The 11,621-nt window shown below is 69.7% G+C and carries 16 protein-coding genes and 1 pseudogene; 9 read left to right on the top strand and 8 right to left on the bottom strand.

Annotated features, from left to right (window positions below):
- Both E1218_RS31905 and E1218_RS31910 read left to right on the top strand, forming a co-directional pair.
- On the top strand, positions 1–452 hold a 452-nt coding region (locus E1218_RS31905), incomplete at its 5' end, for a lysozyme family protein (RefSeq protein WP_456074351.1).
- Positions 453–473: 21 nt separating this feature from the next.
- A complete protein-coding gene (locus tag E1218_RS31910; RefSeq protein ID WP_132326767.1) occupies positions 474–1,121 on the top strand; it encodes a spermidine synthase in 648 nt (215 codons plus the stop codon).
- Here E1218_RS31910 and E1218_RS31915 read toward each other — a convergent pair.
- Positions 1,103–1,483, bottom strand: a complete 381-nt coding sequence (locus tag E1218_RS31915) for a DUF3224 domain-containing protein (RefSeq protein ID WP_132326768.1) — start codon at positions 1,481–1,483, stop codon at positions 1,103–1,105. The two genes, E1218_RS31910 and E1218_RS31915, sit on opposite strands and share 19 nt — an antisense overlap.
- A gap of 79 nt (positions 1,484–1,562) precedes the next feature.
- Between E1218_RS31915 and E1218_RS31920 the strand changes: the two genes are divergently transcribed.
- The 4 genes from E1218_RS31920 to E1218_RS36345 all read left to right on the top strand — a co-directional run bounded on the left by E1218_RS31920 (position 1,563) and on the right by E1218_RS36345 (position 4,465).
- Positions 1,563–3,026 (top strand): class II fumarate hydratase, encoded by a 1,464-nt coding sequence (locus E1218_RS31920; RefSeq protein ID WP_233712606.1) that lies wholly within the window; start codon positions 1,563–1,565, stop codon positions 3,024–3,026.
- Between the two features lie 47 nt (positions 3,027–3,073).
- Positions 3,074–3,712 carry a DUF402 domain-containing protein gene (locus E1218_RS31925; protein WP_233712607.1) on the top strand — a complete coding sequence of 213 codons (639 nt, stop codon included), beginning with the start codon at positions 3,074–3,076 and terminating at the stop codon, positions 3,710–3,712.
- On the top strand, positions 3,712–4,218 hold the full coding sequence (locus E1218_RS31930) for a hypothetical protein (RefSeq protein ID WP_132326770.1): 507 nt from the start codon (positions 3,712–3,714) through the stop codon (positions 4,216–4,218). The genes E1218_RS31925 and E1218_RS31930 overlap by 1 nt, the downstream gene beginning before the upstream one ends.
- Positions 4,219–4,306: 88 nt before the next feature.
- Entirely contained in the window at positions 4,307–4,465 is a 159-nt protein-coding gene (locus E1218_RS36345; protein WP_165949504.1) for a hypothetical protein, read from the top strand.
- Between the two features lie 2 nt (positions 4,466–4,467).
- On the opposite strand, the gene E1218_RS31935 is transcribed toward E1218_RS36345, so the two are convergent.
- The 4 genes and pseudogenes from E1218_RS31935 to E1218_RS31950 all read right to left on the bottom strand — a co-directional run bounded on the left by E1218_RS31935 (position 4,468) and on the right by E1218_RS31950 (position 7,064).
- Positions 4,468–4,743 carry a nitroreductase/quinone reductase family protein gene (locus E1218_RS31935; protein ID WP_132326771.1) on the bottom strand — a complete coding sequence of 92 codons (276 nt, stop codon included), beginning with the start codon at positions 4,741–4,743 and terminating at the stop codon, positions 4,468–4,470.
- A 16-nt stretch (positions 4,744–4,759) separates the two neighbouring features.
- Positions 4,760–4,894: pseudogene (locus E1218_RS38340) on the bottom strand (nitroreductase/quinone reductase family protein); the annotation flags it as partial.
- A 91-nt stretch (positions 4,895–4,985) separates the two neighbouring features.
- Positions 4,986–6,656 (bottom strand): fumarate hydratase, encoded by a 1,671-nt coding sequence (locus E1218_RS31945; RefSeq protein ID WP_132326772.1) that lies wholly within the window; start codon positions 6,654–6,656, stop codon positions 4,986–4,988.
- 105 nt (positions 6,657–6,761) lie between these two features.
- The gene (locus tag E1218_RS31950; RefSeq protein WP_132326773.1) at positions 6,762–7,064 is read right to left on the bottom strand and encodes a hypothetical protein; all 303 of its coding nucleotides are present in this window, start codon (positions 7,062–7,064) and stop codon (positions 6,762–6,764) included.
- 98 nt (positions 7,065–7,162) lie between these two features.
- Between E1218_RS31950 and E1218_RS31955 the strand changes: the two genes are divergently transcribed.
- Together E1218_RS31955 and E1218_RS37865 are read left to right on the top strand one after the other, a co-directional pair.
- Positions 7,163–7,858 carry a DUF1707 SHOCT-like domain-containing protein gene (locus tag E1218_RS31955; RefSeq protein WP_132326774.1) on the top strand — a complete coding sequence of 232 codons (696 nt, stop codon included), beginning with the start codon at positions 7,163–7,165 and terminating at the stop codon, positions 7,856–7,858.
- Positions 7,859–8,053: 195 nt separating this feature from the next.
- A complete protein-coding gene (locus E1218_RS37865; protein WP_267900341.1) occupies positions 8,054–8,182 on the top strand; it encodes a hypothetical protein in 129 nt (42 codons plus the stop codon).
- Between the two features lie 22 nt (positions 8,183–8,204).
- Here the strand turns inward: E1218_RS37865 and E1218_RS31960 are convergent, their stop codons facing one another.
- Genes E1218_RS31960 through glpX form a run of 3 tightly spaced genes read right to left on the bottom strand, consistent with a single transcriptional unit; the run spans position 8,205 to position 10,656 of the window.
- Positions 8,205–8,675: a hypothetical protein gene (locus E1218_RS31960; protein ID WP_132326775.1), complete on the bottom strand. Its 471-nt coding sequence runs from the start codon at positions 8,673–8,675 to the stop codon at positions 8,205–8,207.
- On the bottom strand, positions 8,675–9,625 hold the full coding sequence (locus E1218_RS31965) for a carbohydrate kinase family protein (protein WP_132326776.1): 951 nt from the start codon (positions 9,623–9,625) through the stop codon (positions 8,675–8,677). The genes E1218_RS31960 and E1218_RS31965 overlap by 1 nt, the downstream gene beginning before the upstream one ends.
- Positions 9,622–10,656: a class II fructose-bisphosphatase gene (glpX, locus tag E1218_RS31970; protein ID WP_132326777.1), complete on the bottom strand. Its 1,035-nt coding sequence runs from the start codon at positions 10,654–10,656 to the stop codon at positions 9,622–9,624. The genes E1218_RS31965 and glpX overlap by 4 nt, the downstream gene beginning before the upstream one ends.
- Positions 10,657–10,714: 58 nt before the next feature.
- Here glpX and E1218_RS31975 point away from each other — a divergent pair, with 58 nt between their 5' ends.
- Positions 10,715–11,326 carry a DUF4245 domain-containing protein gene (locus E1218_RS31975; protein ID WP_132326778.1) on the top strand — a complete coding sequence of 204 codons (612 nt, stop codon included), beginning with the start codon at positions 10,715–10,717 and terminating at the stop codon, positions 11,324–11,326.
- Positions 11,327–11,621: the final 295 nt, after the last annotated feature.

Raw genomic sequence — 11,621 nt, forward strand, 5'->3', positions numbered from 1 at the left:
CCGAGCTGGCCCGGAAGCAGGCGCAAGACCAGGCTGCGGTGAAGCGCGCGGCCAAGAACGCCGCCCTGAAGCGGTACGAGGCGCTCCGCAAGACCAACGAGAGCTCGAGCGACGAGCGGGCCAGCCGGGACGCCGAACGGAAGAAGCTCGAGGGCACGCCGAAGGAGGTCGCGATGAACCTCCTGCCCGACCACGGCTGGGGCGAGGGGCAGTTCAGCTGCCTGGAGAAGCTGTGGACCAAGGAGTCCCGCTGGCGGGTCAACGCGGACAACCCGACCTCGTCGGCGTACGGCATCCCACAGGCGCTGCCCGGCAACCGGATGGCGGCGTACGGCTCCGACTGGCGGACGAACCCGGTCACCCAGATCAAGTGGGGTCTCGACTACATCGAGGACCGCTACGGCTCCCCGTGCTCCGCCTGGTCACACTCCCAGGCCAAGGGTTGGTACTGACCTTCTCCTAGGGTTGTGCCCGTGGGCGAGGTGGCGCGGGCGGTGAGTGAGCGCGGGGAGCTCGTGCTGCGGCGGCGGGCGGACGACGGAGCGCTGGAGCTGCGGGTGAACGGCGTCTTCGTGATGGACGACGCGGAGACCTCCAGTGAGGAACTGCTCGCGTCGGCTGCGCTGGCCTCGGTACGCCGTCCCGATCGGGTGCTCGTGGGCGGTCTGGGGCTCGGCTACACCGTGCGTGCACTGCTGGCCGATCCGCGACTCGGGTCGGTGGTGGTCGCGGAGATCGAGCCGGAGCTCGTGGCGTGGATGCGGGCCGGCCTGGTGCCGTCGGTGCTCGACGATCCCCGGGTGTCGGTGGTGGCCGGCGATGTCCGGACTGTGGTCACCTCATCGCCGGACGCCTCTCTGGACGCCATCCTGCTGGATGTCGACAACGGTCCGGACTTCCTTGTCTACAACGAGAACTCGGCCATCTATGCCCCGGCGTTCCTCGGCACCTGCCGGTCCAAGCTCCGGACCGACGGAGTGCTGACGGTCTGGTCCTCGTCGGAGTCGTCGGCGCTGGAGGAAGCTGTCGCGTCGGTCTTCGGCGCGTGTGAGGTGAAGCCCGTCCCGGTGCGGCTGCAGGGCCGGGCCGAGACGTACTACGTCTACCAGGGCAGCTCGTAGTCGACGGTGACCCGTGGGCCCTGCTCGTCGTGCTCGTAGACGACGGTGCCGGTGAGGCCGGCCAGGTCGCCGTCGGCGGCGACGATCTTGCCCGGTGACGACGTCTGGTCGGCGGTTGCCCCGTGCACCATCACGAACGACCCCGCACGGCCGGCCAGCGTGCCGACGAAGCGCTCGACCGCGGTGTACGCCGCCGGGCCGTCGGCGGTGGCGGCCATCAGCAGCTGAGCCGAGCTGGTGCCTTCGAGATCACCGCCGGTGAACGTCTTGCCGACGGTGGCCCGGCCGAGCTGGATCTTGCCGGTCTCGTCGTACTGGTTCTGGTCCCACTGGGTGATCTCGAACGTCTGGGTGAAGCGCATGCCGTCCCCTCCTGTGTGGTTGTCCACAGGTAGGTGTATCAGGGCGGGCCGACAGTGCTGATCGACGTACTCTGCAGGTATGGGTGACAACGTGGAATTCAGGATCGAGCACGACACGATGGGCGAGGTCAAGGTGCCTCGGGACGCGTTGTGGCGGGCGCAGACCCAGCGTGCGGTGGAGAACTTCCCGATCTCCGGCCGGCCGCTGGAGCCGGCGCTCGTGCACGCCCTCGCCCAGATCAAGGCCTCGGCGGCGGTGGTGAACGCCGAGCTCGGCGTCCTCGACCGGGCGCAGGCCGACGCGATCGTCGCGGCCGCCGGGCAGGTGGCCGCGGGGGAGTACGACGCGGAGTTTCCGATCGACGTGTTCCAGACCGGCTCGGGGACGTCGACCAACATGAACGCCAACGAGGTGCTCGCGACGCTGGCCTCCCGCGAGCTCGGCGCCGACGTGCACCCGAACGACCACGTCAACGCGTCCCAGTCCAGCAACGACACCTTTCCGTCGGCGATCCACGTCGCCGCCACCGCGGGCGTCGTCCAGGACCTGCTGCCGGCGCTCGAGCACCTGGCGGAATCCCTGTCACGTAAGGGATCCGAGTTCGCCGAGGTGGTCAAGCCGGGCCGGACCCACCTGATGGACGCGACGCCGGTGACGCTCGGGCAGGAGTTCAACGGGTACGCCCAGCAGGTCCGGCGGGGTGCGGACCGGGTCCGTGCCACGCTGCCGCGGGTGACCGAGCTGCCGCTCGGCGGGACGGCGGTGGGCACCGGCATCAACACGCCGCCGGGGTTCGCGGCGAAGGTGATCGACGAGCTGAACCGGCGGACCGGGCTGGAGCTGCGCGAGGCCGAGGACCACTTCGAGGCACAGGGCGCGCGTGACGGCCTGGTCGAGCTGTCCGGGCAGCTCAAGACGGTCGCGGTCAGCCTGACCAAGATCTGCAACGACCTGCGCTGGATGGGCTCCGGTCCGCGCGCCGGGCTCGGCGAGATCCAGCTGCCCGACCTGCAACCCGGGTCGAGCATCATGCCGGGCAAGGTGAATCCAGTGATCTGTGAGGCGACGCTGATGGTCGCCGCCCAGGTGATGGGCAACGACACCACGATCTCCGTGGCCGGTGCCGGGGGCAACTTCGAGCTGAACGTGATGCTCCCGGTGATCGCGCGCAACCTGCTCGAGTCGATCACACTGCTGGCGAACTCCTCGCGTCTGCTGGCCGACCGCTGCGTCGACGGCATCACCGCGAACGTCGAGCACGCCCGCGCGCTGGCCGAGTCGTCGCCGTCGATCGTCACCCCGCTGAACCGCTACATCGGCTACGAGAACGCGGCCGCGGTCGCGAAGAGCGCGCTCAAGCAGGGCAAGACGATCCGCGAGGTCGTGATCGAGAGGGGCCACGTCGACAACGGCGACCTGACCGAGGAGCAGCTGGACGCGGCGCTGGACGTGCTCTCGATGACCAGGCCGGCCCAGGATCCGGCCCAGGATTCGGCCCAGGATTCGGCCCAGGATTCGGCACCGAGTCCGGCCCGGCCATGACGGCCGCGGCGGCGTCTGAGCCGGGGCGCTTCTGGGAGCCGGGCACGGTGATCGAGTGGGTCTACGAGGGAACCGGAAGGCACGAGGACAAGCCGAACGTCCGGCCGATGACGGTGGTGCGCGACGACGAGGACGGGCTGGTCGCCTGGCTCGCGCCGGGGACACCGCTGATCAAACCGGTCCTCACCGACGGCCGCGAGACCAGGTACGCCGGTCCGGTCGCGATGTTCACCGAGGAGCGGGTGCTGAAGCTGGACGTCTGGCGCGGGACCGGGATCCTCAAGGTGCTGCCGCCGGGGAAGCCGTGGTCGGTCTGGCTCTTCTGGGCCGACGACGGCACGTTCCGCGGCTGGTACGTGAACCTCGAGGCGCCGCACGTACGGGATCTTGCGGCCCGCCGGACCAGTACGGTCGACCACGTCCTCGACCTGTGGATCCGGCCGGACGGGACGGTCGAGTGGAAGGACGAGGACGAGCTGGAAGGCGCGGTGACCGCCGGCCGCTTCACCTCCGCGGAGGCGTCAGCCATCGTCGCGGACGCGCACGCAGCGGTACGCGAGATCGATGCCTGGGGGTCGCCGTTCTCCGACGGCTGGGAGACCTGGACCGCGCCGGAGGACTGGCGCCTTCCCACTGCGCCGACCACCCACCAGCCCGTTCTGATCGCCGAGGAACTGCACAGCTGATGCCGCGCGCACTTCTGCTCAGTGGTGGCGGCGGTGCCGGCAAGACCACCATCGCCCAAGCCGTGGGGCGCCTGCTCACCGCCGACCATCACCCGACCGCTGTCCTGGACCTCGACGCAGTCGCCCAGTTCGGCCCCGCCGGCCCCGCTGGTCCAGCACTGTCCTGGCGGCCGGTCGTCGGTCACCTGCGGTTCCACGATCAGTTGAAGGTGCACAACCTGGCTGCTGTCTGGACCACCTACCGCCAGGCCGGCGCCCGGTTCATGGTGGTGAGCGGGCAGGTGGAGACGACGGAGTTGCGAGCGGCGTACACGTCGGCGTTGGCGGAGTGCGACGTACAGATGGTGCGGCTGGGACACCCCCGAGCAGCTGATCGCGGAGCGGACCCGCGCCACCCGTGGGCCGGGCTGGGACCTCGAGGCTGCGTTGGCTCAGGCCGCCGAGCATCAACCGATCCACGACTTCACCGTGCGGAACGACCGGGCGGTGGAGCAGGTGGCGGCTGATGTGGCCGCCGTCGTCGGGTGGAGCGCGTGAGACAACGGGTGGGTCACGAGGGGTTGTCACTGCCGGGTTCGGTCTTACCGTGGAAACATGTACACGATTGAGCTGCAATCCGAGGAGCTGCGACTGGTGCGGTCCGCGCTGGGGTCGTACCTCCAGGCCTTCGGCCACAACGAAGCCGATGTCGTCCAGGCCGCGAAGACGCTCCTCCTCAAGCTGCCCGAGCCGGTGGAGGCCAAGGCGGGCTAGGGCTAGGACCGCGCAGGGACCAGCTCTCTCGGTGGGTTCGGGACCAACTCTCGAGTGGACCCGGTTCGCCACCCGCGCGGGCAGGTCGTCCGGGACCAGGGTTCGGTCGGTTCGAGGACGGCGACCGGGATGGTGCGCCCGGCTTTCGTCGCGAACCGCCCGATCCGGGGATCCTCGGCGAGGATGACGTCGGTCCAGACCGTCTGACGTTCCTGGCCGGTCAACTCCCGCGGGCGCATGGTGTGGTGCTTCGCGCCGATCTGCACGTCCGCCGTCACGGCCGCGCAGGTTCCGGAACCAGTCCGGGTCGTGCCGTGACCCCGAGCCGGTGCCCCACACCAGGAGCCCGTCGGGCCGTTCGAGGTACCGCACACAGGTCGAGTGCGGTTCGCCGGTCCGCCGGCCCGGCGTGGTCAGCCGCGCGAACACATGGTGAACGGCACCGGCGCCCAGCCCGTGTCTCAGCTTCGTGCGACGGTCAGCAGACCGGCTTGTCCGGTCCCTTCTTCCACCTTCGCTCTCAGCTTCTCGGGCGGACCGTCAGTGGGACGGGCTTCTTGGTGTCGGTGAAGAAGTCGTTGCCCTTGTCATCCACCACGACGAACGCCGGGAAGTCCTCGACCTCGATCTTCCAGACCGCTTCCATCCCCAGCTCGGCGTACTCGATCACGTCGACGGACTTGATGCAGTCCTGCGCCAGCCGTGCCGCCGGCCCGCCGATCGAGCCCAGGTAGAACCCGCCGTGCTCCTTGCACGCCTGCGTCACCTTCGCCGATCGGTTGCCCTTGGCAAGCATTACGAACGATCCGCCGGCCGCCTGGAATTGGTCGACGTACGCGTCCATCCGCCCGGCTGTCGTCGGTCCGAAGGAGCCCGACGCGTACCCCTCCGGCGTCTTCGCGGGACCGGCGTAGTACACCGCGTGGTCGCGCAGGTACTGCGGCATCGGTTCGCCGGCGTCCAGCCGCTCCTTGATCTTCGCGTGCGCGATGTCGCGCGCCACCACCAGCGGCCCGCTCAGCGACAGCCGCGTCCTCACGGGCAGTTCCGACAGCTCCGCGCGGATCTCGCTCATCGGCCGGTTGAGGTCGATCCGGACCACATCGGTCTCGTCGGCCAGGTGCTCGTCGGTGGTGTCCGGCAGGAACCGGGCCGGGTCACGCTCGAGCTGCTCCAGGAACACGCCCTCCGGCGTGATCTTCGCCAGTGCCTGCCGGTCGGCCGAGCAGGACACCGCGATCGCGACCGGGCAGGACGCGCCGTGCCGCGGCAGCCGGATCACCCGGACGTCGTGGCAGAAGTACTTGCCGCCGAACTGCGCGCCGATGCCGAACTCCTGGGTCAGCTCGAAGACCTTCTCCTCCAGTTCCAGGTCGCGGAATCCGTGCCCGAGCGGCGAACCCGACGTCGGCAGTGTGTCCAGGTAGTGCGCGGACGCGTACTTCGCGGTCTTCAGCGCGTACTCCGCGGACGTGCCGCCGACGACGACCGCGAGGTGGTACGGCGGGCAGGCCGCGGTGCCGAGGGAGCGGATCTTCTCGTCCAGGAAGCGCATCATCCCGTCCGGGTTGAGCACCGCCTTGGTCTCCTGGAACAGGAACGACTTGTTCGCCGAGCCGCCACCCTTGGCCATGAAGAGGAACTTGTACGCCGGGTCCGCGGTCCCCGGGGTGGCGTAGAGCTCGATCTGGGCGGGCAGGTTCGAGCCGGTGTTCTTCTCGTCCCACATGGTCAGCGGGGCCATCTGCGAGTAGCGCAGGTTCAGTTTGGTGTAGGCGTCGTACACGCCGCGGCTGATCCACTCCTCGTCGACCGCGCCGGTGAGCACGCCCTCGGACTTCTTGCCCATCACGATCGCCGTGCCGGTGTCCTGACACATCGGCAGTACGCCGCCGGCCGAGATGTTCGCGTTCTTCAGCAGGTCGAGGGCGACGAACCGGTCGTTCCCGGAGGCCGCCGGGTCGTCGATGATCCGGCGCAGCTGGGCCAGATGGGCGGTCCGCAGGTAGTGGGAGATGTCGTGCATCGCCTCCGCGGTCAGCGCCTGCAGCACCTCCGGCTGCACCTGCAGGAAGGTCCGGTCGCCGGCCGTGAACGTGCTCACGCCCTCGGTCGTCAGCAGTCGGTACTCCGTCTCGTCGGCACCGAGCGGCAACAAGTCGGAGTAATCGAAGTCGGCGGACACCGGCATACCTCCATCACACGTGGTCTGAGCCCTCCCACCTTAATTCGCCGCCGCCCCGGCCGCCCCCAGGGCCCTCCCGCGACCTCCGTCTCACCGGCAGCCAGGGCATGCTCAGCTGTTCCGCAGCGCGCGCAGGGCGGCCGGTACCTCGAGCCCCAGCGTGAGCCGGTGCCAGGCCCGGCTGACGTTGCTCGCCCTCGCGTCGAACCGGCCTGCCGGCACCGGCCATCGGCGCAGTGCGAACGCCAGCACGTTGATGCCGGCCTGCCCGATGCCGAACAGCACGATTCCGGCGATCGCCGTCGGGGGCGCGCCGGTCATCTGGCCGATCAGCACCAGCACGACCCCGGCCCAGTTCGCTCCGAACAGTGCGATGTAACCGCCGGCAGCCGCCCGCCTCCCAGTCCAATCCATGCCGATCAGTATGAGCCCTCAGCTCAAGGGCCCGTTCAGGGTTGAACTGGGGAGGAAACCTGACTGCCGTGCGCCGTGCCCGCGCGTAAGGTTTTGTCGTGGCTCAGGATGAGGTTCCCCAGGACGACCGCCCGCAGGACTCGGTGCCCGCGCAGCCGCCGGCGCCGCCGACCGGTGACGAGTTGGCGATGCGGCGAAGAGTGTCGGACCTGGAGCGCGAGGAGGTCGCCGACGTACTGCGCGAGGCCGCGGGCGAGGGGCGACTGTCGTACGGCGAACTCGAGGAACGCCTCGAAACCCTCTACGCCTCCAAGACGTACGGCGAACTCGTCGAGCTCACCGCCGACCTCCCCAACGGCCCACGTGCACCGGGTCTGCCGACGGCGAGCCCGCAGTACTCCGGCGCCATGGTCGAGGCCGGCCCGGTCATCAACGCGTTCATGTCGGAGACCAAGCGCACCGGCGCGTGGCTCGTCCCGCAGCGCCAGGAGGTGAACGCCGTCCTCGGCGACGTCACCCTGGACTACACCGAGGCCCAGCTCCCGTACGACGACGTGTACGTCGACGTGAAGTCGATCCTGGCCGACGTGAAGATCCGCGTCCCACAGAACGCGGTCGTCCACCTCGACAGCAACCCCATCCTCGGCTCGGTCTCGGAGCAACAGTCCGGCCCCGCCGATCCGAACACCCGCGGCGGCACCCCCAAGACCTTCCACATCCGCGGCACCGCCATCCTCGGTGAGATCAAGATCAAACGAGGCCCCCGCCTGAGCAAACGCCTCGGTCTCGCCTGAGCACTTCCCCACCGCGGTCAGGAGCCGCGGTGAGTCCGGGCTGTCCAGCGGCCGTTGGTGCGGGTGATCTCATGGGGTGGTTGAAGGCTGTCGAGAAACTCACGGCGGTGAGGCCTGGGACAAGGTCCTGCGCAAGGCCTGAGGAGCGTCCGCTATACGCTGGCGGGCCGGAGGAAGGCGTCCAAGGAGTCACCTGTGCTCGACATGCTGAAGCTCGACCAGGTACACCGACAGCGTCACGACCAGGCGGCGCACGAGGCGATCGCCGCAGTCATCCGCGAGCGCGATTCGAGCCGGCCGCGGCCCGGGCACGCGACCACCTGAGCGCGGTCCGGCGCTCGGTGCGTCAGGCCCGGTGCTGGTTGTGCAGCGAGCGCAGCCAGGGGGTCAGCGCGTCCAGATCCTCGACGTTGTCCTGGGGGATTCTGATCGGCCGGGTCCGGCGGTCGGCCGGGCGGATCTGCACGGTCCGGACGCCCGGCAGGCCGACCGGGTCCTCGATGCTCCCGATCCCCGACCAGCGCAGGCTGCGCCCGCGCGAGATGCCTTCGGCGTCGACCCGGACGGCCGGGCGGTTCGTGACGAGTTGCCACACCGTGAGGCCGGTGCCGTAGACGAAGGCGGCGAGTGCGGTGAGCCGCAGTACGCCGAGTGTGCCGGAGACGTCGTCGTTGCGCAGGTGGTCGAGGTTGGTCCAGGCCGACATCACCATCAGCAGCCCGAATCCGATCAACCGGATCGTCAGCCGTCCACGTCGTGGCGGAAACACCACACTGCCCTTGCTCTCGAACTCGGCGGACCACGTGTCGGCCGACATCAGGCACCCCACCGCGCTCCGTGCTCATCGGCCGTCGGCGGATCGGCGCCGTGCCGCGTGCAGGTGATCGCGGCGGCCTTCACCGCGTAGTCCACGACGTCACGTAGGGATGCCGAGGTCAGCCCGTCCAGCCTGGTCGCACCCAGCAGACCGCGCGCGTGCAGGCCGGCGATCAGCGCGGCCATGAACGAGTCGCCCGCACCGACGGTGTCGATCACCTCGATCGCGGGTGCGGTCACCTCGACGCGCCCGTCCCGGCTGATGCCGATCGCGCCGTCCCCGCCGCGCGTGATCACCACGCAGCGCGTGCGGTCGACGCCGAGCAACTCCGCCGCGATCTCGTCGGCCGGCAACCCGGGCCGCAGGAACTCGCAGTCCTCGTCGCTCAGCTTCACGAGATCGGCCAGCGCGGCCAGCTCGCGTACGGCGGCCCACGTCGACACCGGGTCCGGCGTGATCGTCGGCCGCGCGTTCGGGTCGAGCGTCACCGTCACCGGCTGATCCGTCATCGACTTCAGGAAAGCGAGGATCGCCTTGGCCCCCGGCTCCAGCACGGTCGCGATCGACCCGGTGTGGATCGCCGGGCAGCCGCGGGTCAGCGAGAGCGCCGGCGGCTCCCAGGTGATGTCGAACTGGTACGACGCGACCCCGGCCGCATCGAGCGACGCGGTCGCCGTGCTCGTCCGGAAGCCGGGGTCGACCGATCCCGGCGCGAGCTGGACGCCGTTCCCGAACAGGTGGGCGCCGAGCTGGTCGCCGTACGGGTCGGTGCCGAAGCGGGTGACGAGCTCGGTCGGTACGCCGAGCCGCGCCAGCCCGACCGCGACGTTGGCGGGGGAGCCGCCGGGAGTCGCCTTCGGCTTGCCGTTGCCGTTCCTGGTCGTGCGGCCCGCCGCGGTCCCGACGATGTCGACGAGAGCCTCGCCGACCACCAGAACAGGTGCGCTCATCGCGCGTGCTCGAAGTCGATGGCGGAGTAGGCGCGCAGCTTCTCGAGCTGGTGGACGCTCTCGATGCTGCGGATCGTGCCGCTGCGCGAGCGCATGACCAGCGAGTGCGTGCGCGCGGTGGACCGGCCGTACCGGACGCCGCGCAGCAGCTCGCCGTCGGTGATCCCGGTGGCGACGAAGAAGCAGTCGTCGCCGGAGACCAGGTCGTCGGTGCTGAGCACCCGGTCGAGGTCGTGGCCGGCGTCGATCGCCTTCTGCCGCTCCTCGTCGTCCTTGGGCCACAGCCGGCCCTGGATGAGACCGCCGACACACTTCATCGCACAGGCCGCGATGATGCCCTCCGGCGTACCGCCGACGCCGAGCAGCATGTCCAGACCGGTGTCCGGCCGGGCCGCCTCGACCGCACCGGCCACGTCGCCGTCGCTGATGAACTTGATCCGCGCACCGGTGGCCCGGATCTGGGTGGCCAGGTCCTCGTGCCGCGGCCGGTCCAGGAGTACGACGGTGACGTCGTCGACCGTGGAGCCCTTCGCCTTCGCGACCCGGCGGATGTTCTCCGCGACCGGGAGCCGGATGTCGACCACGTCGGCCGCCTCCGGTCCGACCACCAGCTTCTCCATGTAGAAGACCGCGGACGGGTCGTACATCGAGTTCCGGGCGGACACCGCCATCACCGCGATGCCGTTGTTCATGCCCTTGGCGACCAGCGTCGTACCGTCGACCGGGTCGACCGCGACGTCGCACTCCGGGCCGTCGCCGGAGCCGACCTGCTCGCCGTTGTAGAGCATCGGGGCGTTGTCCTTCTCGCCCTCGCCGATGACCACCGTGCCGTTCATCCCGACCGTGCCGATCAGCGTCCGCATCGCGTTCACCGCCGCGCCGTCGGCGCCGTTCTTGTCGCCGCGGCCGACCCACCGGCCCGCCGCCATCGCCGCGGCCTCGGTGACCCTGACCAGCTCCAGGGCGAGGTTGCGGTCAGGCGCGTCCGCCTCGACCTCGAGATGAGCAGGCGGCATGGTCGGATCGGTCATGCCCGGATCGTAGCCAACTCGCTGCGGGTCCGTTGAGGCGAGATGCGACACTCGGTACATGAGTTCGACAGGCCGGGGTGCCTCCAGCGAGGCGGAAGCCCGGGAGAAGGCGCGGGCGCGCGCCGAGGCGATCGCTTACCGGGAACAGAACCGGAAGGACCGGGCCAAGGCGCGGACGCTGACCAACATGGTCTGGGCGCTGCTGGCCTGCTTCGTCGTGGTCGCGTTCCTGATGGTCGTCACCTGGCGGCCGAAGGAGGAGAAGATCCGCGCGGTCGAGTACACCGCGCAACTCCAGGACGCGAAGAGGGTCGCCCCCTGGGTCCGCGGCCCGTCGCCGATGCCGGCCGGCTGGACCGCCACCAGCGTGGAGTTCCGCACCCCGGAGCAGAGCCCGGTCACCTGGCACCTCGGCATCGTCACGAACGAGAAGAAATACGTCGGCCTGGAACAGTCCAACGTGACCGGCGGCAAATACCAGTCCGACGAGCTCGGCCGGACCATTGACGACGGTACGTCGACGGTTGAGGGCGTCACCTGGCAGCGCAAGGTGCTGGACGAGCGCAGGGACGAGAACGCCTTGGTGCTGGTGGATTCCGGGGTGACCACGATCGTGGTCGGAAATGCCGGCTACCCGGCCCTCGAAGCGTTTGCTTCGGTGTTGCGCTGATCAGTTCCTGACCACGTTCCGGACGGTCGTTGACACGTCGGGGAGGTGCGCGGTTCCATCGATTCTTCGGCTTGATGATGCGCTCGGGGAAATCAGCAGAGGGAGCCTGCATTGCGCCACGCGCTTCATTCCCCGCGCTACCGTCCCGCGCCCACGACTCGGCTCAGGGGTTGAGGATCTGCGCGAAGCCGCCGGCCCGCAGCGACCCGAGCGACGAGTCCCGCAGGACGAACCTCGTGCCCTTGTGGTCGAAGGTGCTGGTCGGTGGCCCGAACACCTTGGTCCACTCGGACAG

Origin of the sequence: Kribbella turkmenica (genome assembly GCF_004348725.1) — a bacterium.
Taxonomy (GTDB): domain Bacteria; phylum Actinomycetota; class Actinomycetes; order Propionibacteriales; family Kribbellaceae; genus Kribbella; species Kribbella turkmenica.